Origin of the sequence: Nonomuraea longicatena (assembly GCF_039525605.1) — a bacterium.
GTDB classification, from domain to species: Bacteria; Actinomycetota; Actinomycetes; order Streptosporangiales; family Streptosporangiaceae; genus Nonomuraea; species Nonomuraea longicatena.
Genome location: NZ_BAAAHQ010000001.1, coordinates 1 through 21,658, shown reverse-complemented (window position 1 = coordinate 21,658; position 21,658 = coordinate 1). Strand labels below are relative to the sequence as shown.

Annotated in this window: 25 protein-coding genes, 2 tRNA genes and 1 pseudogene; 11 read left to right on the top strand and 17 right to left on the bottom strand. The window is 71.3% G+C overall.

Annotated features, from left to right (window positions below; genetic code table 11):
- Positions 1–28: 28 nt before the first annotated feature.
- Positions 29–343, top strand: a complete 315-nt coding sequence (locus ABD120_RS00140; protein WP_343947514.1) for a PLD nuclease N-terminal domain-containing protein — start codon at positions 29–31, stop codon at positions 341–343.
- 6 nt (positions 344–349) lie between these two features.
- On the opposite strand, the gene ABD120_RS00135 is transcribed toward ABD120_RS00140, so the two are convergent.
- Both ABD120_RS00135 and ABD120_RS00130 read right to left on the bottom strand, forming a co-directional pair.
- The gene (locus ABD120_RS00135) at positions 350–829 is read right to left on the bottom strand and encodes an AAA family ATPase (protein ID WP_343947513.1); all 480 of its coding nucleotides are present in this window, start codon (positions 827–829) and stop codon (positions 350–352) included.
- A gap of 100 nt (positions 830–929) precedes the next feature.
- Positions 930–1,002: transfer RNA gene (locus ABD120_RS00130), tRNA-Ala, on the bottom strand.
- 64 nt (positions 1,003–1,066) lie between these two features.
- Here ABD120_RS00130 and sigJ point away from each other — a divergent pair.
- Positions 1,067–1,963 carry an RNA polymerase sigma factor SigJ gene (gene sigJ, locus ABD120_RS00125; RefSeq protein ID WP_343947512.1) on the top strand — a complete coding sequence of 299 codons (897 nt, stop codon included), beginning with the start codon at positions 1,067–1,069 and terminating at the stop codon, positions 1,961–1,963.
- 8 nt (positions 1,964–1,971) lie between these two features.
- Here the strand turns inward: sigJ and ABD120_RS00120 are convergent, their stop codons facing one another.
- Positions 1,972–2,532, bottom strand: coding sequence for a TetR/AcrR family transcriptional regulator (locus ABD120_RS00120; RefSeq protein ID WP_343947511.1), 561 nt, complete (start codon positions 2,530–2,532; stop codon positions 1,972–1,974).
- 76 nt (positions 2,533–2,608) lie between these two features.
- On the opposite strand from ABD120_RS00120, the gene ABD120_RS00115 reads away from it, so the two are divergent.
- A complete protein-coding gene (locus tag ABD120_RS00115; RefSeq protein WP_343947510.1) occupies positions 2,609–4,249 on the top strand; it encodes an amidohydrolase in 1,641 nt (546 codons plus the stop codon).
- A 4-nt stretch (positions 4,250–4,253) separates the two neighbouring features.
- Here ABD120_RS00115 and ABD120_RS00110 read toward each other — a convergent pair whose 3' ends face one another.
- The 4 genes from ABD120_RS00110 to ABD120_RS00095 all read right to left on the bottom strand — a co-directional run bounded on the left by ABD120_RS00110 (position 4,254) and on the right by ABD120_RS00095 (position 7,144).
- Positions 4,254–5,075 (bottom strand): alanyl-tRNA editing protein, encoded by an 822-nt coding sequence (locus ABD120_RS00110; protein WP_343947509.1) that lies wholly within the window; start codon positions 5,073–5,075, stop codon positions 4,254–4,256.
- Positions 5,072–6,286, bottom strand: a complete 1,215-nt coding sequence (locus tag ABD120_RS00105; RefSeq protein ID WP_343947507.1) for a CynX/NimT family MFS transporter — start codon at positions 6,284–6,286, stop codon at positions 5,072–5,074. Before ABD120_RS00105 ends, ABD120_RS00110 begins: the two co-directional genes overlap by 4 nt.
- A gap of 121 nt (positions 6,287–6,407) precedes the next feature.
- Entirely contained in the window at positions 6,408–6,785 is a 378-nt protein-coding gene (locus ABD120_RS00100) for a hypothetical protein (protein ID WP_343947506.1), read from the bottom strand.
- Entirely contained in the window at positions 6,782–7,144 is a 363-nt protein-coding gene (locus tag ABD120_RS00095; RefSeq protein WP_343947505.1) for a hypothetical protein, read from the bottom strand. Before ABD120_RS00095 ends, ABD120_RS00100 begins: the two co-directional genes overlap by 4 nt.
- A 224-nt stretch (positions 7,145–7,368) precedes the next feature.
- Here ABD120_RS00095 and ABD120_RS00090 point away from each other — a divergent pair, with 224 nt between their 5' ends.
- Together ABD120_RS00090 and ABD120_RS00085 are read left to right on the top strand one after the other, a co-directional pair.
- Complete coding sequence (locus ABD120_RS00090) at positions 7,369–7,899, top strand: RICIN domain-containing protein (protein WP_343947504.1); 531 nt, start codon at positions 7,369–7,371, stop codon at positions 7,897–7,899.
- A gap of 136 nt (positions 7,900–8,035) precedes the next feature.
- Positions 8,036–8,521, top strand: a complete 486-nt coding sequence (locus ABD120_RS00085) for a 2-thiouracil desulfurase family protein (RefSeq protein ID WP_343947503.1) — start codon at positions 8,036–8,038, stop codon at positions 8,519–8,521.
- A gap of 7 nt (positions 8,522–8,528) precedes the next feature.
- Here the strand turns inward: ABD120_RS00085 and ABD120_RS00080 are convergent, their stop codons facing one another.
- Positions 8,529–8,987 (bottom strand): hypothetical protein, encoded by a 459-nt coding sequence (locus ABD120_RS00080; RefSeq protein ID WP_343947502.1) that lies wholly within the window; start codon positions 8,985–8,987, stop codon positions 8,529–8,531.
- Between the two features lie 27 nt (positions 8,988–9,014).
- Between ABD120_RS00080 and ABD120_RS00075 the strand changes: the two genes are divergently transcribed.
- From ABD120_RS00075 to ABD120_RS00065, 3 genes are read left to right on the top strand one after another with little or no spacing between them, the layout of a single operon-like run.
- Positions 9,015–9,692 carry a response regulator transcription factor gene (locus ABD120_RS00075; RefSeq protein WP_343947501.1) on the top strand — a complete coding sequence of 226 codons (678 nt, stop codon included), beginning with the start codon at positions 9,015–9,017 and terminating at the stop codon, positions 9,690–9,692.
- Entirely contained in the window at positions 9,689–10,984 is a 1,296-nt protein-coding gene (locus ABD120_RS00070; protein WP_343947499.1) for a sensor histidine kinase, read from the top strand. The genes ABD120_RS00075 and ABD120_RS00070 overlap by 4 nt, the downstream gene beginning before the upstream one ends.
- A gap of 52 nt (positions 10,985–11,036) precedes the next feature.
- On the top strand, positions 11,037–11,669 hold the full coding sequence (locus ABD120_RS00065) for a lytic polysaccharide monooxygenase auxiliary activity family 9 protein (protein ID WP_343947497.1): 633 nt from the start codon (positions 11,037–11,039) through the stop codon (positions 11,667–11,669).
- Between the two features lie 185 nt (positions 11,670–11,854).
- Here the strand turns inward: ABD120_RS00065 and ABD120_RS00060 are convergent, their stop codons facing one another.
- Both ABD120_RS00060 and ABD120_RS00055 read right to left on the bottom strand, forming a co-directional pair.
- Positions 11,855–12,799 (bottom strand): GNAT family N-acetyltransferase, encoded by a 945-nt coding sequence (locus ABD120_RS00060; RefSeq protein ID WP_343947496.1) that lies wholly within the window; start codon positions 12,797–12,799, stop codon positions 11,855–11,857.
- 39 nt (positions 12,800–12,838) lie between these two features.
- Positions 12,839–13,324 carry a pyridoxamine 5'-phosphate oxidase family protein gene (locus ABD120_RS00055; protein WP_343947495.1) on the bottom strand — a complete coding sequence of 162 codons (486 nt, stop codon included), beginning with the start codon at positions 13,322–13,324 and terminating at the stop codon, positions 12,839–12,841.
- Positions 13,325–13,432: 108 nt separating this feature from the next.
- Between ABD120_RS00055 and ABD120_RS00050 the strand changes: the two genes are divergently transcribed.
- Together ABD120_RS00050 and ABD120_RS00045 are read left to right on the top strand one after the other, a co-directional pair.
- Positions 13,433–13,747: an ArsR/SmtB family transcription factor gene (locus tag ABD120_RS00050; RefSeq protein ID WP_343947494.1), complete on the top strand. Its 315-nt coding sequence runs from the start codon at positions 13,433–13,435 to the stop codon at positions 13,745–13,747.
- Positions 13,744–14,580: an SRPBCC family protein gene (locus tag ABD120_RS00045; protein WP_343947493.1), complete on the top strand. Its 837-nt coding sequence runs from the start codon at positions 13,744–13,746 to the stop codon at positions 14,578–14,580. The genes ABD120_RS00050 and ABD120_RS00045 overlap by 4 nt, the downstream gene beginning before the upstream one ends.
- 173 nt (positions 14,581–14,753) lie before the next feature.
- On the opposite strand, the gene ABD120_RS00040 is transcribed toward ABD120_RS00045, so the two are convergent.
- The 6 genes from ABD120_RS00040 to nadD all read right to left on the bottom strand — a co-directional run bounded on the left by ABD120_RS00040 (position 14,754) and on the right by nadD (position 19,731).
- A complete protein-coding gene (locus ABD120_RS00040) occupies positions 14,754–15,602 on the bottom strand; it encodes a GlxA family transcriptional regulator (RefSeq protein WP_343947492.1) in 849 nt (282 codons plus the stop codon).
- A 394-nt stretch (positions 15,603–15,996) separates the two neighbouring features.
- Positions 15,997–16,069: transfer RNA gene (locus tag ABD120_RS00035), tRNA-Ala, on the bottom strand.
- Positions 16,070–16,164: 95 nt separating this feature from the next.
- Positions 16,165–16,785: a histidine phosphatase family protein gene (locus ABD120_RS00030; protein WP_343947491.1), complete on the bottom strand. Its 621-nt coding sequence runs from the start codon at positions 16,783–16,785 to the stop codon at positions 16,165–16,167.
- Positions 16,782–17,177, bottom strand: coding sequence for a ribosome silencing factor (gene rsfS / locus ABD120_RS00025; protein WP_343947490.1), 396 nt, complete (start codon positions 17,175–17,177; stop codon positions 16,782–16,784). Before rsfS ends, ABD120_RS00030 begins: the two co-directional genes overlap by 4 nt.
- Positions 17,178–17,215: 38 nt before the next feature.
- The gene (locus ABD120_RS00020) at positions 17,216–19,084 is read right to left on the bottom strand and encodes an ABC transporter ATP-binding protein (protein WP_343947489.1); all 1,869 of its coding nucleotides are present in this window, start codon (positions 19,082–19,084) and stop codon (positions 17,216–17,218) included.
- A gap of 32 nt (positions 19,085–19,116) precedes the next feature.
- Positions 19,117–19,731: a nicotinate-nucleotide adenylyltransferase gene (gene nadD / locus ABD120_RS00015; RefSeq protein WP_343947488.1), complete on the bottom strand. Its 615-nt coding sequence runs from the start codon at positions 19,729–19,731 to the stop codon at positions 19,117–19,119.
- Positions 19,732–19,817: 86 nt separating this feature from the next.
- Between nadD and ABD120_RS00010 the strand changes: the two genes are divergently transcribed.
- The gene (locus ABD120_RS00010) at positions 19,818–20,840 is read left to right on the top strand and encodes a M48 family metallopeptidase (protein WP_343947487.1); all 1,023 of its coding nucleotides are present in this window, start codon (positions 19,818–19,820) and stop codon (positions 20,838–20,840) included.
- Between the two features lie 149 nt (positions 20,841–20,989).
- Here ABD120_RS00010 and ABD120_RS00005 read toward each other — a convergent pair.
- Positions 20,990–21,658: pseudogene (locus ABD120_RS00005) on the bottom strand (serine/threonine protein kinase); the annotation flags it as partial.

The following is a 21,658-nucleotide window of genomic DNA, read 5'->3' as shown; positions in this document are numbered from 1 at the left end:
GTATGAACCTCTGTTACCTTCGCCAACCGTGCTGTACCTCTACCAAGGGCTGGGCCTGATCACCCTCGGCCTGTGGATCTACTGCCTTTTCGATGTGATCACCTGTTCGGAGGAGTCGGTGCGCAGCCTGCCGAAGGCGCTGTGGGTGCTGGCCGTCCTGTTCTTCCCGCTGGTGGGCTCGGTGTTCTGGCTGGTCGCCGGACGCCCTCGGGCGGCTCCTCCGCCGCCCGCCCGGCCCCGGGGGCGGGCGGTGAGCCCGGACGACGACGAGGAGTTCCTGCGCCGCCTGCGCGAGCGGGTGGACGAGCAGCGCAGGAACGCCCCTGACAAGCCGGAGGAGTGACCGGCCTCAGGCGTGGCTGAGCGCCTCCAGCCGGTCGACGACCTCCGGCAGCGGCGCGGTGGTGTCGATCTCCAGGGTGGAGGTGGCGCGCAGCAGGGGTTCGACGGCGGCCAGGTCGGCGAGGATGGCGGCGCGCTCCTCCGGACGTTTGCCGAAGGGGTTGTCGGCGCGGGCGACGACCCGGGCCAGCATGAGCTCGGCGGGTGCGCTCAGCAGTACCACGTGGTCGAACCTGGGGTAGAACAGGCCCTGATTGCTCTTGCACCCGCTCACGTACAGGGCGCCGCCGTCGTGGCCGTCGAGTAGTTCCGACATCCGGTCCTCGCGCCACACCCAGTCGCGCTCGCCGTCCGGGTGCCGCACCCAGTGGCTCCAGTGGTCGTCGTCGGTGTCGACCGTACGGTGCCCCCGCGTGGCCAGTTCCCGCGCCACCGACGACTTGCCCGTACCCGACATCCCCGTCACCAGAACCCTGACCCGTGCCATCGGCCCATCATCCCAAAAGGCGGGCGGTCACCCGATGGCGCGGAAAACGCCCCAGATTTCCAAGAAGTGGAAGACGGTCTACGAGTGCTTTCTCAAGAGGTGGAGCTATGGGGATTCGAACCCCAGACCTCCTCCATGCCATGGAGGCGCGCTACCAACTGCGCCATAGCCCCTTGCGCACAACCGCTCCACAAGCATATCCGAACTCCGCACCACCCATGTCACACCCAGCACCCCGTGATACGTCTATATGTCGTGTTCGAGGACTACCGCCCCCTGCTCACCGGTGTCGCCTACAGGGTGCTCGGCAGCATGGCCGACGCCGAGGACGTCGTCCAGGAAGCCTGGCTGCGCTGGTCGGACGTCGATCAGCGCGAGGTCGCCGACCCCAGGGCGTACCTCACGAGAGTGACGACGAGGCTGGCGGTGGACCGGCTGCGGTGGGCGCGGTCGCGGCGGGAGGCGTACGTCGGCCCCTGGCTGCCCGAACCCGTCAGTACGGTCCCCGACGTCGCCGATCAGGCGGTCCTCTCCGACTCGGTCGAGTTGGCCATGCTGGTGGTCCTTGAGACGCTGTCCCCGCTGGAGCGGGCGGTGTTCGTGCTGCGGGAGGCGTTCGGCCTGCCGTTCGCCGAGATCGCCGAGGTCATCGGGCGGGCCGAGCCCGCCACCAGGCAGCTCGCGCGGCGGGCCAGGGACCACGTCCAGGAGCGGCGGCCGAGGTTCGAGACGGACGCCGGCGAGCGGCGGCGGATCACCGAGCGGTTCCTCGCGGCGGCGGGCGGCGGCGACCTCGCGGACCTGATCGCGCTGCTGTCGGCCGACGTGAGCCTGGTCGCCGACGGCGGCGGGAAGGTGCGGGCGCCGCTGCGGGTGCTGCACCGGCCGGAGAAGGTGGCGAGGTTCCTCGCCTCGATCGCCACGGCGGAGGGGGTGCGGAAGTTCACGGCCTCGGCCGGGGTGCCCACCGAGGTGGCCGAGGTACGGATCGCCGACGTCAACGGGGGCCCGGCCGTGGTGGTCGCCCACGGGGAACGCGTGCTCGCGGCCCTGTCGCTGGTCATCGTGGCTGGCCGGATCCAGACCGTCTACCTCATAGCAAATCCTGAAAAATTGGGCCAGTTGGTGGCGTAGGCCGGGCCTCAGCCGCCACCCGCCGCCGAACGGATGCCGTCGAGCAGCGTGGACAACACCATCCCGGGCGCGTCGTTGGGCGCCAGCCTGCCGAGTTCGATCGACTCCCAGGCCGCGTAGACGGCGCCGTTCAAGGAGGAGACGATCCACCAGGCCGCCAGGTCGGCGCGGAGCACACCGGCCCGCTGACCGCGTTTCACCAGGTCGATCACGAGGTCGTCCAGCGAGTCGAAGCGGGTGTGCAGCGACAGTTCGGCGTCCAGGGATCGCTCCCGGTGGATGAACTCCAGCTGCGGCCCGAGCGGTATCAGCGCGGCCAGCAGCCGCCGCAGCGCCCCCTCGGCCTCCTCCCCCGGCGCCTCCAGCCCCACCTCGGCATAGGCCCGTTCGACCCGATCGACCGCCTCGGAGGCGACCGCGACGAGCAGCTCCTGCCTGGTGGGGTAGAGCCGGTGCAGGGTGGTCCTGCTCACGCCCGCCGCCGCCGCCACCTCGGCCAGCGCCGCGGCGGGGTTGGCGAGCAGCGTCTGCGTGGCGATCTCCACGAGCGTTCCCGACGATCCGCGCATGACCCGACAGCTTAGCAACAGCGCTCCGTTTGAAACATCATTGTTCCAAACGGAGCACGTATGTAACAATCCCGGCATGACGCACCGCCTCGCCCGCCGCACGTTGCTCGCCGGCGCGCTCCTCGCCGCAGGCTGCGCGCCCGCACACGCCGAGCGCCTGATCACGGGCGGCCGGGTGTACACCCTGGACCCTCGCCGCCCGTGGGCCGAGGCGGTGGCGATCTCGGGCGAGCGGATCCGGGCCGTCGGCTCCCGCGCCGAGCTGGACCCGCTCGTCGGCCCGCGCACCGAGATCATCGATGCCGAGGGCGGGCTGGTGCTGCCCGGCTTCCACGACGTGCACTGCCACCCCGTCGAGGGCCAGGCGGACGACGGCTGCCCACTCGACTTCGACGCCGACGCCGGGCGGCTGGTCCAGCAGGTACGCGCCTGCGCGGACAGCGGCTGGGTCACCGGTTCCGGCTTCGACGTGACCCGGCTGCACCCCTCGCCTCGGCCACCCCGCCTGCTGCTGGACGCCGCCGTACCCGATCGGCCCGCACTGCTGTTCGACCAGAACGGCCACGCGGCCTGGCTCAACAGCCGGGCGCTGGCCGCCCTCGGCATCGACAGGCACACCCCCGAGGTCACCGGCGGCCTCATCCTGCGCGACGCCGACGGCGAACCGAACGGCCTGCTGCTGGACAACGCGATGCTGGTCCACTCCGGCCGGCCGTCGGACGAGTGGCCGGCGCTGCTGGACAGCCAGCGCAAGCTGGCCGAGGCGGGCATCACGTCGGTCGCCGACGCGCGTGTCACCTGGCGGGGCCGAGGTCACCAGCTCGGCCTGTGGCGGCGGGCCGAGCGCGAGGGCAGGCTCACCGCGCGCACCACGCTCGGGCTGTGGGCCTACCCGGAGCTGGCTGACGACCGCCAGCTCCCTGCCCTGGCGAAGGCGTTCCGGCCGGACCCGGGCGGCCTGCTCAGCGTCAGCGAGGTCAAGATCTGCGCCGACGGCGTCACCGCCAACCTCACGGCCGCCCTGCTGGAGCCGTACCTGGTCGGCACCCCGGTACCTGGCGACAGAGGGCTGAACTACTTCGACGCCGACCGGCTGGCCGACTACGTGAGCAGGCTGGAGCGCGTGGGTTTCACCGTCCACATCCACGCGATCGGCGACCGGGGCGTGCGCGAGGCCCTCGACGCCGTCGAGACCGCCCGCGAGCGCAACGGCGACCTCGGCGCCCGCCACCGGATCACCCACGTCGAGTACCCCCACCCCGACGACCTGCCGCGCTTCGCCCGGCTCGGCGTCGTGGCCGACTTCCAGACCTCCGCGCCCGGCATCGACGACCCCGCCTACCGCCGAGGCGACGAACCGGTGCTCGGCCCCGAGCGCACCGGGCGGCTGCAGCCCATCCGCGCCCTGATGGAAAGCGCCGCCACCGTGACGCTGAGCAGCGACTTCAACGTCGGCGCGCTGTCGCCGCTGCCGAACATCGCCGCCTCGCTGCGCATCGGCCCGCAGTCCGTGCCGAGCCTCGCACGGGCGATCCGCGCCTACACGCTCGACGCCGCGTACGCCCTGCGCCAGGAGCGGCTGACCGGCTCGGTCGAGGCGGGCAAGCTGGCCGATCTCGTCGTGCTCGACCGTGACCTGTTCGCCCGCCCGGTCGAGGAGGTCGGGCACGCCGCTGTGCGGCACACGCTGCTCGGCGGGCGCACCGTCCACCGCTGAGCGGTCAGGACCCCACGGTGGTGCGCATGGTCAGGGACTGCTCCCCCGCCTCCAGCGCGACCGTCACCGCGCCCAGCCGGGAGGTGCGCTCGACGTGCGTCCCACCGCACGGGATCGACGCCTCCCCTTCGGGGAGCCCGCAGCGCCAGGTACGGCGGGCCGTCAGGCCGGGCCCCGGCACGTCCACCCAGATCGGCGCGTCCGCCTCCACCCAGGTCTTCAGCAGCCCGTTGACCCGCGTCGCGATCTCGTCGACCGGCAGGTCCTCGGCGGCGAAGCCCTTCTTGCGCAGCGACTTGCCGAGCCGGTAGACGTCCACGCTCGCGCGCTCTCCGATGCGCGAGGAGGTGATGGCGCTCTGGTCGAAGTCGGGGTGCCCGAGCGCGTCGAGCCCGACCTCCTTGCGCCACCGGTCGGCCAGCGCCGCGTTGAGGGCGAGGGCGGCCAGGTGGCAGGCGGAGTGACCGGCCGACAGCGCCTCGCGGTAGGCGGCGTCCACGACCAGCTCGACCTGCTCGCCGACGGGCAGCGGCCGGTCGGTGACGTGCACGACCAGCCACTGCCAGGCGTCGTCGCCGCGCCGTACCGGGATGTCCTCGCCCACGCGCACCTCGCCGCCGGAGGCCGCGCCGGTCACGCAGTCGGCGACCGGCAGGCCCCCGATGGTCCCCCGGTCGGCGGGCTGGTCGGGCCAGGTGTGGTCGAGCGGGTGGAAGGGGGTCTGTGCCACTACGAGGCCGTGCCGGCCCCCGACCGGCACGACCCCGAGGATCTCGGAGTGGCCGGACACCCGGCCGCTGGGAAAGGTGACGAGGGTGGAGTTCACGCCGCCATCCTCTCGTCCTCCAGATAGCGGTCACGTCCGGCGTACAGGCCGGTGACGAGCTGGACGACGATGACGGCGAGCATCAGCGCGTACGGCAGCGCCCACCCGCCGGTCGCCTGGTAGAGGACGCCGACGACCAGCGGCCCGGCGCCCGCGATGAGATAGCCGGCGCTCTGCCCGAAGGCCGACAGCGCGGCGGTGGCCTCCGGCGTACGGGTGCGCAGGGCGAGCATCATGAGGGCGAGCGGGAACGAGCCCATGCCGATCGCGACGAACACCACCCACACGACCGCCGTGGAGGACGGCGCGAGCCACAACCCGAGGAAGCCGATCGCGTACGCCGCGACGAGCCCGGACACGACGGGCCGCTGGTCGCGGAAGCGGCCGGCGACGACGGGGATGAGCATGGAGATGGGGATGCTGAGCGCGGTGAACACCCCGAGGATCAGCCCGGCCTGCCCGGTCGTGTAGCCGCCGTCGGTGAGGATCTTGGCGAGCCAGCCGAACATGATGTAGGCGATCATCGACTGGCTGCCGAAGTAGAGGGCCACCATCCAGGCGAGCTTGCTGCGCAGCAGCTTGCGGGGGCTCGTGTCGCCCTGGCCCGAGACGCGCTCCGGCTCGCTGCGCAGCAGCGCCAGCCAGGGCAGGGCGGCGACGGCGGCCAGCGCGGCCCACACGCCGAGCGCGATGTGCCAGTCGCCTCCGGCGGCCCGCTCGATCGGTACGGTCGCCGCCGCCGCGAGCATCGTCCCTGCGGCCAGGCTGGTGGTGTAGACGGTGGTCATGAGCCCGGTCCTGGCCGGGAAGTGCCGCTTGATCAGGGCGGGGATGAGCACGTTGCCGACGGCGCCGCCGGACAGCGCGACCGCGCTGGCGATCAGGAAGACGGGCGCGGAGTCGACCAGGGACCGGGCGAGCAGCCCGGCGCCGAGGGTGACCAGCGCGACCAGGAGCAGGCGGTGCTCGCCGATCCGCTTGGCCATGGCGGGGGTGATGGCGCCGACGGTCGCGAAGGCGAGCACGGGCAGCGTGGTCAGCAGGCCGGTGCCGACGCTGGTCATCCCGAGTCCGGCGGCGACCTGGTCGAGAAGGGGCCCGACGCTGGTGACGGCGGTGCGGAGGTTGAGCGCCGCGAGGACGATTCCCAGAACGAGCAGCCACGCGAGGGGGGCGGTCTTTCCTCGGGTCTCTTGGGCGACCACGCTCATGCCGGGAATACCACCAATCATGGGATGAGTGAACAGAGGGGCAAACAGGAGTGAAACAGCCGTTTATTCCTGTTTCGCCGCCCTGGACGCCCGAAGTGGGATTCCTCACCCCGGGAGGCGCTCAGCGGCGCCGCAGCAGCCAGTAGAGGCCGACGAGCGGAAGCACGAGCGGGATGAACAGATAGCCCTTGCCGTACACCGACCAGACCGTGTCGTGGGGGAAGGCCGCGGGGGCGAGCAGGCTCACGGTGCCGATGACCAGCACGCCCGCGAGCTCGATACCCAGCGACACCAGCGCGAGCCCCCGCATCCCGCGCCACAGCGCGACGGTGAGCAGCCCGTACACGACGGCGGCGAAGGCCGACAGCGTGTACGCCAGCGGCGCCTCGGCGAAGCGCCCGGCGATCTGCACGACCGCCCGCGACCCGGCGGCCACGGCGAACAGTCCGTAGAGGGCGATCAGCAACCGGCCGGGACCGGTGCCGATGGGCGCGCTCACTGGCCCTGCCAGATCTGCAGCAGCCGCCCGGTCATGACCGCGACGGCGAACCCGGCCACGACCAGGGTCGCCGTCCCCCACCGGCTGCGCTCGGCGAGCGCGAGCAGGACGCCGGCGGGCGGGATGAGCGCCTGGCCGACGAGGTAGCCGAAGAGCGTGCCCTTGGACACGTGCGCGCCCTCTCCACCCGCGACGGCGACGATCGCGAACCCGAGCAGGACGAGGACGGCGAGTTCCAGCAGGCCGAAGCCGACGAGCAGGACCATGCCCATGGCCCGGCCACGGAAGGCGCCGATCAGGCTGACCAGCGCGAGCAGCGAGGCGAGGGAGATCACGACGGTCGCGACGATGGTGTTCATCGCGCAAAAGGCTACCGCCGCCCGGCCTCGGTCCCTCGCGCGCTCACCACCGCCACCCAGCCCCGCCCCTCGCGCGTTCACCACCACCGCCACACGCGACCCGGAAGTGAGATCCGCCTTGCCGGAGGCGACCGGTTCCGTACCCGCCGGACTCCTTGCCACCGCCCCCCACCCTCCCCAGAATTCACTCTGTGCACATGCACGACTACCGAGAGGAAGCGATCATGGGGAAGACACGCTTCACGGCGGGCGGCGTCGCGCGAACGGCCATCGCCGCGGCCATGCTCCTGGCCGCTTGGACAGCCGGCAGCCTGCCCGCCGAGGCCGAGACGGCCGCCCGGCAGGCCCCGGCCGCCACAGGCACGTACCGGATCGTCAACGCCGCCTCGCACACCGTCGCCAGGGCCTACCGGCCGGGCGAGACCGTGTTCGTCGCGAGCACCCTGGAGAACCCCGGCCCGTTCGCGCTATGGGAGATCACCCGCGCCGAGCCGGGCTTCACCATCAAGAACGTCGGCCTGGGTGACTTCGCCCGTGCGAACGCCACCCGCGAGGGCGAGCCGGTCGTCACCGGCCGGGCGGCGGAGACGTGGGCCATCCACCCGGCCGGCGACGGCACGTTCGTCATCAAGGCGCCCAACCACGACCTGCTCTGGAACGTCGAACGTCCGGTGGTCCCGCGTGGTGAGGTCAAGCTGCGCGGTGCCGACGGATCCGAGACCCAGCGGTGGCGGATCATCCCCGTCGCGGAGTGAGACCCGCAGGCACCCCGCGTACGGACGCGGGGTGCCTGCGCGTAGTCGGGAAAGGCATCCCGACCTCGCTCAAGAACGCCGTCCGAGCCGGGGTGCCCGTTCGTGCGCGGGAAAGGCGCGCGCATAGGATCGGAGCGTGGAACGCATCCTCGTCAGCGCGTGCCTGATGGGCCGCAAGGTGCGCTTCGACGGCCGCGCCAAGACCAGTTCCGACGCGATCCTGGCCCGCTGGCGCGAAGAGGGCCGTCTGGTGGTCTTCTGCCCCGAGGTCGAGGGCGGCCTGCCCATCCCGCGCCCGGCCGCCGAGATCGAGGGCGGCGCCGGTGGCGCGGCCGTGCTGTCCGGGGCCGCGCGCGTGCTCGCGGCCGACGGCTCCGACGTGACGGCCGAGTTCCTCGCGGGCGCGCAGGCGGCGCTCGCCCGCGCCCGGTCCTTCGGCGTACGGCTGGCCGTGCTGAAGGAGGGCAGCCCGTCGTGCGGGTCGCTGGCGATCCACGACGGCACCTTCCAGGGCCGCCGCACCCCGGGCGACGGCGTCACGGCGGCGCTGTTCGAGCTCAACGGCATCAGGGTCTTCTCCGAAGATCGCCTGGCCGAGGCAGAAGAGTACCTCCGACAGTGATCGATCGTCAGAACTCCCAGGTGTCGGTGCGCCGCTCGTGCGAGATGCAGAACACCGACGAGCCGTGCGCGCCCTGGACGAGATCGACCCTGATCCACCCGTCGGTGCCGTTGACCTTGGCCGTGTACCCGCTCTTGGGAGTGGCCGATTCCAGCCTGCACCCTTTGGCACCGATCGTGAAGGCGACCTCGCCGCCCTTCACGGTGAGCACCTCGACGTCGGCGGTGGGGGCCGGGCCGGGCGTCTTCTTGGCGGCACGGCGCGGCACCGGGCTGGCCTGGGTCATCGTCGCCTCGTTGCGGTCGGCGACGGTCCTGGCTGCGGCGGGGGCGGTGGCGGCGGGCCGTACCGCGACGTCGTCGACGAACTCCTGACGCAGCACGTCCCGCACCCCGAGCCACGAGACGGAGACCGCCACGGCCGTCGCCCCCAGCCAGAGCGCAACGTATCTTAGGGTTCGCCGCATGGGTTGAATTATGTACGGTTATGCGGCATGGCGACGGTACTCGTAGTCGAAGATGATGAGTTCGTCAGATCGGCGATGATTCGCGAGCTCGACCGCCGGCAGCATGCCGTCCGCAGCGCGGGCTGTGCCCTCGACGCGCTGCGGGAGATCGCGCAGCGCCCGCCCGACGCCGTCGTCCTCGACCTCGGCCTGCCCGATCTGGACGGTTCCGAGGCGCTGCGGATGATCCGGGGGATCTCGGACGTGCCCGTCATCGTGGCCACGGCGCGCGACGACGAGGCGGAGATCGTCCGGCTGCTGGAGGCTGGCGCCGACGACTACCTGGTCAAGCCGTTCTCCGGCGACCACCTCGGCGCCCGGCTGGACGCGGTGCTGCGGCGGGCGCGCTCGGCGCCCGTACCGCAACTGCTGTTCGTCGGCGGGCTGGTCGTGGACGTGAGCAGGCGCGAGGCCGGGCTGGACGGCAGCCCGCTGTCGCTGACCAGGCGCGAGTTCGACCTGCTCGCCTACCTGGCGGCGCGTGCCGACCGCGTGGTCACCCGCAAGGAGCTGCTGAGCGAGGTCTGGCGGCAGGCGTACGGCGACGACCAGACCATCGACGTGCACCTGTCGTGGTTACGCCGAAAACTCGGTGAGAGCGCCTCCAGCCCCCGGTACCTGCACACCGTGCGCGGTGTCGGTGTCATGTTGTCCGCTCCGCGATGAGAAGGACGCTGGCGGTCCTCATGGTGGCCGTCACCTCGATGGTGGCGCTGTCGTTCCTGGTGCCGCTCGCGCTGGTCGTCAAGGAGACGGCGCAGAGCAGGGCGCTGGCCGAGGCGGAACGGCAGGCTTCGTCGCTGGTGCCGGTGCTCGCGCTGAGCACGAAGGAGGCCGATCTGGCGCTCGCGGCGGCCCGGACGGCGGCCGCCCGCCGGGGACTGCTGGCCGTGCACGTGAGCGGGACGGCGGTCTCCGGCACCAGCCGGGCACCGGAGGCGGAGATCGCCAAGGCCGCCGCGCAGACCAGGGCGAGCACCATCGAGCTGCCCTCGGGGTATGTGCTGCTGCGGCCCGTCGCGCTGGACGCGACGAGGAGCGCGGTGGTCGAGGTGTTCGTCCCGGCGGCCGACCTGAACCGGGGCGTGTTCGCCTCGTGGGCGGTGCTGACGGTGCTGGCGCTGATGATGACGGCGGGCTCGGTGATGGTGGGCGACCGGCTGGGCGCCCGCGTGGTGCGCGCCGCGCGGCGGCTCGGCAGCGCGGCGACCGCGCTCGGCAAAGGCGATCTGGGCGAGCGCATCCACCCGGACGGTCCGCCCGAGCTGGTGGCGGCGGCCACGGCGTTCAACGCGATGGCCAACCGGGTCACGCAGTTGCTGGCGGCCGAGCGGGAGCTGGCGGCGGACCTGTCCCACCGGCTGCGGACGCCGCTGGCCGCGCTCAAGCTGAGCCTCGACCAGCTCGGGCCGCAGGCGGAGCAGAGCAGGCAGGCGCTGGCGCGGCTGGAGAACGAGGTGGACGCGATCATCGCGGCGGCGCGCAAGCCGTCGCGGGCGGCGACCTCGTGCGACGCGGCGGAGGTGCTGCGCGACCGGCTGACGTTCTGGTCGGCGCTGGCGGAGGACCAGCAGCGGCCGTGGGAGCTGGTCGGGGCGACGCTGCCGGTGCGGGTGACCGTACCGGCGAGTGAGCTGGGGGCGGCGGTGGACGCGCTGCTCGGCAACGTGTTCAGGCACACGCCGGAGGGGACCGCGTTCAGCGTCGCGCTGCACGAGGGCAAGGACTCGGTGGGCATCCTGATCGCGGACGGCGGGCCCGGCATCCACGACCCGGAGACGGCGCTGCAGCGGGGGGCCAGCGGCGCCGGTTCGACGGGACTCGGCCTGGACATCGCCCGCCGCCTGGCCGAGTCGACGGGCGGCTGGCTGCGAGTGGACACCTCGTCGCTGGGCGGCGCGCAGGTGCAGATCTGGCTGAGAAACCCGGCGCTGAAAAGGACCCTAAGTAGACCTTAACGACGGTTTAAGTACTATATTTCATGCTTTTTGATGGTCCATGGTGATTTCTATGCAGATCACCCGCACGTTGACTGTTGCCGCCTCCATGGCCGCCCCCGCCCTGCTCGCGCTGACCCTCCTCCCCAGCGCGGCGAGTGCGCACGGCACCATGAACAACCCGGCGAGCCGGACCATGTTCTGCTTCCAGGAGGGCCCGGAGAGCCCCAGGACCGACGTCTGCAAGGCCACCGTCCAGCTTGGCGGCACCCAGCCGCTCTACGACTGGAACGAGGTCAACATCGGCGATGTGAACGGCCGCCACCGCGAGCGCATCCCCGACGGGAAGCTGTGCAGCGCCGGACGCGACAAGTACCGGGGCTTCGACCAGGCCCGCGCGGACTGGCCCGCCACCCACATCAAGAGCGGCCCGTTCAGCTTCGACTTCAGGGCGACCGCGCCGCACCGCAGCACCTTCGAGCTGTACATCACCAAGCCCGGCTACAACCCGGCGCAGCCGCTCAAGTGGTCGGACCTGGAGGCCACGCCGTTCCACCGCGAGACCGACCCGGCCCTGTCGGGCGGGTCGTACCGGATGGACGCGCAGATCCCGGCCAGGACCGGCCGCCACCTGATCTATGTGGTCCAGCAGCGCAACGACAGCCCCGAGGCGTTCTACTCCTGCAGTGACGTGGTCTTCAGCTGACCTCGGGGTGCGTTCCGCCGAGGTTCCGGGACACACCCTCGTGAAGGACCACGGCGAAGCCACCCTCCCGCCCCCCGCCGACCCGCGCTGACGGCCTCCAAGGCGCCACGCGAAGAGGCGGGGCACCCCCCGCAACGGCGTCCCGTTGACCGCCTGGAAGGTCGACGGGGCGCCGTTGCCGTGTCTCAGCCCTCCCAGCGCATCATGTGGAAGCGGCGGGTGACGTGGTAGCCCGCCCGCGTGTAGAGGTTGCCCGCGGGGCTGCACTCCCCCGTCCACAGGAACCACGACGAGTGCAGGCCCTCGGCCCGCATCCGGGTCATGGCCAGGTGCAGGATGACCTTGCCGAGGCCGGTGCCCCGCTCGCGCTCGTCGACGCCGAAGGGCCCGAACCGCTCGGCGATGCCCCGGTAGGCGGCGTAGAGGGCGAACCCGGCCAGCCGTCCCTCCGGGCTGCGCGCGAGGACCATGCGCTCGGGGTCGCGGTGGGCCCTGATCGCCTCGCCCCAGTCGGGGTTGAACCGCTCGGCCGCGAACCTGATCAGCTCGGGCAGGTCGCCGACGGCCGGGCGCCCGAACACGTACCCGTCGCTCTCGCGCTTGGCCAGCAGGTCACGCACCTCCGGCGGCATCATGTAGCCGACGAGGGTGCGGTCCATGGCCACGGGCGTGTCCACCGGGCGGAAGCCGAGGTCGCGCAGCAGCCCGAACCCGTCGGGATAGAGCGCGGCGTCCACCCCCGGCCACACGTAGTGGGGGGTGTAGGAGCCGAAGTCGATCCGGGTGCGGCCGTGCCCGCGCAGGAAGTCGAGCGCCTCGGTGAGCAGCCGTCTGCCGAGGCCGCCGCCCCGGTGTTCGGGGGCCACGAAGAAGAACGGGATCCACCCGGTCTCCGGGTCGAGCCCGGTACCCGGCGCGAGCGGCATGAGCCGCCGTACGGCGTAGGCGCACCCGACGACCCGCCCGTCGGCGACGGCGACGCGCAGACCCTCGGGGTCGAAGTTGGGATCGAGCAGGACGCAGTCCCGCACCCACGCCATCGTGGTCGGGTCGCCGGGCAGGCTGGCGTTCCAGACCTCAAGCAGAAGTTCCTCGTCCCCGGAGGCGAACGCGCGCACTGTCACCGTCATACCCTGAGCCTTCCGACCCGAGCGGCACTGGTCAAGGGCCTAGGACAAGCTCTCACGGAGCCAGATGCGGCTGTCGAGGTCGGCACCGCGGATCACCTGGACCCGCCACGGCTCAAGGCGCAGCACGTGCAGCTTCGGGTCGGTGGGGCCGGTCCAGAAGTTGCCCAGGTTGTATCCGGCGCCCTTCGGGCTGCCCGTCCGGTACAGGTCCCAGACGTGTCTTCTGACGTCCGGGTCCTCGACCCACGCGGCGACGGTGTCGAGGCTCACCGCGTTCTGGCGCGGTGTCCAGTAGGAGAAGGTCGTGTGCGGGTTCCCTGCCAGGTGGGCGGCCTTGACCGGGGTCTTGTAGGTGGCCAGCCAGCCGAGCGGGTCGCCGTCCACGACCTCCCAGACGGGGATGAGGACCCTGGCGCGCGGCCTGCCCTTGCTGTCGACGGTGGTCATGGTGGCGTAGTTGATGTCGCCGACGTAGGCCTCGAAGGCCGGTCGGATGTCGGCGAAGCGCGTGGTGGTCGTCGTCATGGGAGACACAGTGCCTCCGCCCTCTTCGGATTTCCTCCAGGACGGCCACAGGCCGTCTAGCTGGATATATTGCTTGACAGTCATATGACTGATGACGACAATAGAGCCATGGACGTCTTCCAAGCGGTCGCCGACCCCGTCCGGCGTCGGCTGGTCGAGGCGCTCGCCCACGGCGAGCGCAGCGCGGGCGAACTCGCGGACCGCGCCCAGGAGCAGTTCGGGGTGCAGCAGTCGGGCACCTCCAAACACCTCAAGGTGCTCCGCGACAGCGGGCTGGTCACCAGCCGGGTGGACGGCGCAAGGCGCGTCTACCGGCTCCAGCCCGAACGGCTGGCCGAGATCGCCTCATGGGCCGACCGGCAGGCCAGATTCTGGAACGACAAGCTCGACGCCCTGGAGCGCGAGCTGGAGGAGGAAAGATGATCACAGGACAGCTGGGCAGCCTCACCCGCGGCGCCGTACACCTGGACCGGGTCCTCAAGGCCCCGCCCGCCCGGGTCTGGGCGATGTGGACCGAGCCCGAGCGGCTGGCCCGCTGGCTCGGCCCGGTCGAGAGCGGCGCCCCCGGGCCGGGCGCGACGTTCACGCTCGGCATGGAGCCCGGCGTGCGCGCCACCTGCACGGTCACCGCCTGGGAGCCGGAGCGGCTGCTGGAGCTCGACTGGCACTACCCCGGCGAGGGCGACTCCCGGCTGCGCATCACCCTGGAGCCCGCCGAGGGCGGCACCCGCCTGGTCCTCGACCACGACCGGCTCGACGACGCCGGTCCCGTCGAGTACGGCGCGGGCTGGCACACCTACCTCGACCTCCTGGCCGCAGACCTGGAGGAGCGGCAGGCGCCGCGGTTCGACGAGCGATTCCGGGAGCTGCGCGCCGCGTACGGGAGCCGCAGCGCGGGCCTGTCCGGCGGGCGCAACATCGCGATGAAGGTGCCCACCCACCAGTGGGAGTCGACCGTCGCGTTCTACCGCGACGTCGTCGGGCTGCCCGAGATCGAGGCCGGATACGACGGTGACATCCAGACGGCAACCTTCGAGTTCGGCGCCAACACGCTCTGGGTCGACCGGGTCGAGACCGCCAGCCAGGCCGAGATCTGGCTGGAGCTGACCGCCACCGACCTCCCGGCCGCCGGACGGCACCTGGCGGAGTCCGGCGTGCCCAGGCGGGACGAGGTCGAGCCGCTGCCGGCGGATTCGGGGGCCTTCTGGATCAGCAGCCCGGCCTCGATCATCCACCTGGTGGCGGCGCGCGACTGACACCCGGCGCGGGGCGGGCCGGTGCGGTCCACAGGCCCGCCCCGCACCGGATGCTTCCCGCCGGTGGGCCGCGTCGGCTGCTCACCGCTCACGGTCGGCGAGGCCGGCAGCCGGCGCCGATCCCGATCAATCTGCCGGTTTGCCACGAAATCCCGCCAACCGCGATTCCCCGTTCACCTGCCCGAGGCGAGCTTGAACGCCTGCCGGTACGCCCGGGGAGAAACCCCCCGGTGTTTGACGAAATGCTCGCGCAGCACGGCCACCGAGCCGTAACCGACGAGCCTGCTGATTTCCTCGAGTTTCAGATCCGTGGTCTCCAGCAGTTCCTCCGCGTGGCTCAGCCGTTGCGAGAGCAGCCAGGCATGCGGAGTGGTGCCGGTGACGGCCTTGAAATGGCGGGCGAAGGTGCGCGGGCTCATGTGCACCCGGGCGGCGAGGTCGTCGACCGACGTACGCCGGTCGAGGTTGGCTCGGGCCCACGCCATCGCCTCGTCGAGCTGCCGCTCGGTGGTGGTGGGCGGCACCGGGCCGCCGAGGTGCCGCGCCTGGTCGCCGTGCCGGTGGGGTGAGGCGGTCAGCTCGCGGGCGATGATGTCGGCGACGGCGGCGCCGTGCTCGCGCCGTACGAGGTGCAGGCCCATGTCGACGGCGGCCGGTTCGCCCACGCCGGTGATGATGTCGCCCTGGTCGACGTACAAGGCCTCGCGGTCGACCGTGACCGCCGGGTAGCGGGCGGCGAAGTCGTCGAGCAGCGACCGGTGGGTGGTCGCGCGCAGGCCGTCGAGCAGTCCTGCGGCGGCCAGCAGATACGTGGAGGTGCAGGCCGCGAGGATGATCGCGCCTCTGCCGTGGGCGGCGGTCAGCGCCTCGCGCAGCGCGGGCGTGATCGACAGCGGCACCTTGTCCGGCGGGAGCAGGATGACGACGTCCGCGCCCGCCATCGCTTCGAGCCCCGAGCCGACCCTGACCGGAAGGTCGAGATCCGTGTGGACCAGGCCGGGGCGTTCCGCGCAGATTGTCACGTCGAAAAGCGGAACCCCCTTTTCCGACCTGTCCGCGAATCCATTTCCGATGACGCCTAAACCGAAGGCTCTGATCCCCTGTGTGGCATATGCCGCAACTGAACGGAACGGTGTCACGGCGCCATTATTACAGAATTGGGTCCGCGCTTTACGGGAATTTCCGCGCCGCAGCCTGATCTTACGGTGCCTGGACGACACCTGATTCCGTGGCCGACTCGGCGGGTAAAAAGCAGAATTCACGGTAAATGCGGCAGATCCACCCGGTCTGCGCCTCACATCGGCACCGTCTTCCAGGGCCGAGATTCGCGTCCTATCGCTTCTTCCGGCAATCCCACCGGGACAACAGAAAAAGCCCCCCAAGCGCCAAACGCTTGAAGGGCAGAAAGAGAACGAGTGGAGCTATGGGGATTCGAACCCCAGACCTCCTCCATGCCATGGAGGCGCGCTACCAACTGCGCCATAGCCCCTGATCCGCCGCCCGAACCGCGCGGCGCTCCGGAAGCATATAACCATCCGCCTGATTCGCATAATCAGCCGAAGACGGGGCACCGCGCCCGCCCGTTCAGGTCACGCTGTCGTCGCTGTTGACGGGCTCGGGGAGGGTTCCGGCGTTGTGCTCAAGGAGCCGCCACCCTCTGCGCCCCTCCTCCAGCACGGACCAGCTGCAGTTGCCGAGCCCGCCCACAGCGGACCACAGCTCCTGGGGCAGCCCGAGCAACTCGCAGATGCCGAGCCGCAGCGCCGCCCCGTGGGAGACGACGACCAGCAGCCCGTCGTCGTCGAGCTTGGCCGCCCACCGGCGTACGGCGGTGGAGACGCGGGCCGCCACGTCGGCGACGGCCTCGCCTCCGGGCGGATCCCAGGCGACGAACTCCTGCGGCCAGCCCTCGGCGATCTCGGAGCGGGTGAGCCCCTCCCAGGCGCCGCCGCTGCGCTCGCGCAGGTCCTCGTCGACGGCCACGTCGAGGCCGACGATCCGGCCGAGCGCGCGCGCGGTGTCGTTGGCCCGCTTCAGGTCGGACGACACGATCAGCGTGGGACGCAGGGACGCGAGCAGAGAGGCCGACCGCGCCGCCTGGGCGAGGCCGGTCTCGTCGAGGGGGATGTCACTGTGCCCCTGGAAGCGGTGCTCGACGTTCCACAGGGTCTGCCCGTGGCGCAGACAGACGAGGCGTCTGCTCACGCGCGGGCTCGCTGGATGCCGGCCTGGGTGACGCTCTCGGGCAGCCCGATCGCCGGGCAGTCCTTCCAGAGGCGCTCAAGGGCGTAGAAGGTGCGGTCCTCTTCGTGCTGGACGTGCACGACGATGTCGATGTAGTCGAGCAGGACCCAGCGGCCCTCGCGCTCGCCCTCGCGGCGGACCGGCTTGACGTCGGCCTCGACGCGCAGGCGTTCCTCGATCTCGTCGACGATGGAACGGACCTGGCGGTCGTTGGTGGCGGAGCACAGCAGGAAGGCGTCGGTGATGACGAGTTGCTCGCTCACGTCATAGGCGAGGATGTCATCGGCCAGCTTGTCGGCCGCGGCCTCCGCGGCGATCTTGACGAGCTGGACGGCTCTGTCGGATGCGGTCACGATGCGGGTCAGTCCTCCTCTATGGGCTACCTACGAGACTACCCTTCCTCCGTATAGGCCCTCGACTGCAGAGTGAACATCTCGGCGTAGATACCCTTCCGCGCCATCAGCGACGCGTGGGTGCCCTCTTCGGCCACCTTGCCGTTCTCCAGCACGTAGATGCGGTCGGCCCACCGTACGCTGGCCAGCCGATGGGTGATCATCAGGACGGTCCGCTGGGCGGCGTGGCGCCTGATGGTCTCGAAGATTGCGTGCTCGGAGCGGGCGTCGAGGGCGGCGGTGGGCTCGTCGCAGACGAGCAGGGGCGCGTCGCGGTAGAGCCCTCTGGCCACGGCGATGCGCTGCCACTGACCGCCCGACAGGTCGGTGCCGCCCCGGTAGGAGGGGTCGAGCATGGTATCGAGACCGTGGGCGAGGCGGGTGACGACGTCCGAGGCGCCAGAGGCGGCCAGGGCCTCCTCCAGACTCCTGCCCGAGTCGTGGCGGCCGATGGCGATGTTCTGGCCGGCGGTGAAGGGCCAGTGGGTGAAGTCCTGGGCGATGACCGCGATCCGCTCCCGCAGCCGGGCCCGGTCGATGTCCTGGTGGGAGACGCCGCCCCAGGTCACGGTGCCCTGGCCGGGCAGGTACAGGCCGCTGATGATCTTCGCGAGGGTGGTCTTGCCCGAGCCGTTCCCGCCGACGAGCGCGACGACCTCGCCGGGTGAGACGCGCACGCTGACCCCCGACAACGCGGGCTCGTCGGCGGTGGGGTAGGCGAAGGTGACGTCCTCGACGACGATCCGGTCGGCGTCGGCGGGCGGGGCGCGGTGCCCCGTCGCCTCGGCACGGTCCCCCGCCTCGGCGCGGAAGCGGAGATAGTCCTCGTAGAACAACCCGGCCTCGTAGGCCTGGTTGACCCCGTGCAGCGCCTGCCCGGTCGCCGATCCGGCCCGCTGGATGGCCAGTACGGCGGTCGCCGCCACGGCCAGCTCGACCTGCCCGCTCCACAGCAGCAGCCCGAGCGCGGTGTACACGAGCCCGGTGGCGAGACCGCCGAACACGTCGCCCCAGATACCGGTGAGCTGCTGCTTCCTGACGGCCCTGAGCTCGTAGGCGGTGATCCACCGGTAGATGCGGCCGAACTCGGCGAGCAGGTGGGAGCGCATGGTGTAGGAGCGGATCTCGGCGGCGGCGGGCCGCTGGGTCATGAGGTTGTCCAGGACGTTCCTGCGCCGTCTGGCGGCGGCGACGCCGGTACTGGTGCGGTAGCCGACGCGGGCCGACCGGATGGAGGCCCAGGTGCTGGGGACGGCCGCGAGCAGGATCAGGGGCAGCAGCACGGGATGCAGAACCCCCAAAGCCCCAGAAATCGCTAAAAGACCGGTAAATCCGCTAATGGTGGCGTGAACGGCCCAGAGCAGCATCGTCGGCCCCCGCGAGGTCATCGAGACCCGCTGAACCTGGTCGTGGAAGTCCGGATCGTCGAAGGCGGCCAGCTCCACCCGGGTGGTCAGCGCGACCACCTCCTCGTCCACCGCCTGCGACAGCAGCGGATCCAGCCGCGCCCGCGCCCATGAGCCCACCTCGGAGAAGGCCGACCTCAGCACCATCGCACCGACCACGGCGCCGATGGCGGGCAGCGCCGCCACCAGTCGCTCGGCGGTCGGCACCGAGGAGAAGAGCCGGCTGAGCACGTCCGTGGTGGCCAGCAGGCCGAAGGCGGTGCAGAGCGCGGACAGCACCGTGCTGCCGAAGCTCACCATGGAGTCGAGGCGGCTGGTCCGCCAGCTCACCACCAGGCACTCGCGCACCAGCACGGGCAACCGCCCGATCATGGCGAGCAGGCCGGTGGCGGTCACTTCGGCGTCGTGTCTGAACCAGGGCTGTTCGTTCAGCTCGATCCCGTCGAGCACATCGTCGGCCACGCACACAACATCGGACCGACCCCGGTCCGGGGTTACCTCACCCGGTAAAGATCCCTCTTCCCGATGTACTGCACGATGCCGTCGGGCACGAGGTACCAGATGGGCTCGCCCTTGCCCACGCGCTGCCTGCACTCGGAGGAGGAGATCGCCAGCGCGGGGATCTCCAGCAGCGTGACCTTGCCCTCGGGCAGCCCCGGGTCGTGCAGCGTGTGCCCGGGCCGGGTGCAGCCGACGAAGTGCGCGAGCTCGAACAGTTCGTCGGCACTCTGCCAGCCCAGGATGGCCTCCAGCGCGTCCGCGCCGGTGATGAAGAACAGTTCGGCCTCGTGCCCGTAGACCTCGGCGATGTCGCGCAGCGTGTCGATCGTGTACGTCGGCCCCGGCCGGTCCACGTCGACCCGGGAGACGGAGAAGCGCGGGTTGGACGCGGTCGCGATGACCGTCATCAAATACCGGTCCTCCGGGGCGCTCACCTCGCGCGAGGACTTCTGGTACGGCCGCCCCGTCGGCACGAAAACCACCTCGTCCAGATCGAAGTGGTGGGCCACCTCACTGGCGGCGACCAGGTGCCCGTGGTGGATGGGGTCGAAGGTGCCGCCCATCACGCCCACCCGGCGCTTTCCCTGGACTTGGGGCGCGTTCATCATGAAATGGACCTTACGCGCCAAGGTTGGACAACCTCCCGGCACCCCCTTGCCAAGGAACCGCGCATCGGCCATCCGGCCGACGTAGCATGCCGGGCATGACGACCACCCCGGATCGCAACCGCATCCAGCTACCCGGCATCTCGTCTCGTGCCTATGAACACCCCGCAGACCGGTCCGCGCTGGTCGCTCTGCGCAAGTTGAGTGGGTTCGACACGGTTCTCAAGCAGATGTCCGGCCTGGTGAGTGAGCGCCGCCTGCGCCTGATGTACCTCGCCTCGGCCGTTCGCGTGAGCGAGACGCAGTTCCGCTCCCTCTACGACATGGGCCGCGACGCCGCCTACATCCTCGACCTGCACCGCATCCCCGAGATCTACGTGCAGCAGGATCCCACGGTCAACGCCAAGGCCATCGGCTTCGACGACCCGTTCATCGTCGTCACCACCGGCCTGCTCAACCTCATGAACGAGGAGGAGCAGCGCTTCGTCATCGGCCACGAGACCGCCCACGTGCTGTCCGGCCATGCCGTCTACCGCACCATGCTCGACATCCTCACCCGCCTCGCCACCCGCGTGGCGTGGATCCCGCTCGGCTACATCGGCCTGCGGGCGATCGTCGCCGGTCTGGAGGAGTGGTACCGCAAGTCCGAACTGTCCTCCGACCGGGGCGGCCTGCTCACCAGCCAGAACCCCGAGGCGGCCAAGCGCGCGCTGATGAAGCTGGCCGGCGGCGACTACACCAGCGAGATGAACATCGAGGCGTTCCTCGCCCAGTACCAGGAGTACGACACGGCGGGCGACCTGCGTGACGGCTTCCTCAAGGTGCTCAACCTGCTCGGCACCACCCACCCGTTCGCCGTGGTGCGCGTGGCCGAGCTGGACAAATGGCAGCGTAGCGGCGAGTACGACCGCATCGTGGCCGGCGACTACCCGCGCCGCGAGAACGACGCCGACGCCAAGGTCACCGACGAGGTCAAGGCGGCCGCCGAGTCCTACCGCCGGTCGTGGTCGGAGTCGCAGGACCCGTTCATCGGCGTCCTGCGCGACGTGGCCGAGGGCGCGGTCAACGCCGGAGAGCGCATCTTCAACCGCTTCTCCCGCCGCGACAACTGACTCCCGAAGACCCGAACACGAGGCGGACCGGCTGACGCTGTCCGCCTCGCGCCGTTCCCTGCCCTGACCGGGCGCTCACCACGGACGCGCCGCACGGCGCTCACCCCACCGGCGCTCACCCCACCGGCGCTCATCCCACCGGGCGCGCCTCACAGCAACAACGAGATCGCTCGTACGGCGGCCGCGCACAACGCGACGAAGCCGCCCAGCACCGCCAGCGCCCGCAGCCCCTCCCGGCGCAGTTGCGGCAGCCTGGCGCCCACCCGCTCGATCTCCCTGCCCACGATGGCGCCGCACAGCACCCCGAACACCACTCCTGCCGCCGTGACCGGGGCGGCCTGCTGCCACCAGTCCTGGCCGAACTCGCCGCCGCCCGTCAGCCACAACGCCCCTCCGGCGGCCACGGCGACCGGCGCGACCGGCCACACGAGGGCGGAGACCGTACCGCCGGCGAAGGCGAACGGGAACAGCAGGACCCGCAGCAGCACCCGGGTGCGCTTGGCCGAGCGGTTCTTGACCATCCAGTGGTTGATCCAGATCGTCCGGATCAGCACGACGAGCAGGGCCGTGATGCCGACGGTCAGCGAGGGGTAGACCACCGAGCCGACCACGCACGGCACGGCCAGCACCGCCAGCAGCAGCAACGCGGTGTTGCCCGCGGGCAGGGTGGTGGGTGTGGGGCCGCAGTCCGGGGACTGCCTGGAGACCCGCAGACGGGGGACCCTGGGGCCGTCGCCCCGGCCGCGCGCGGGCGAGGTCCCGGTTCCGGCCCGGACGGCCGGCTCGGCGGGTGCCCGGGTCCGCGCGGGCGTCGCGTC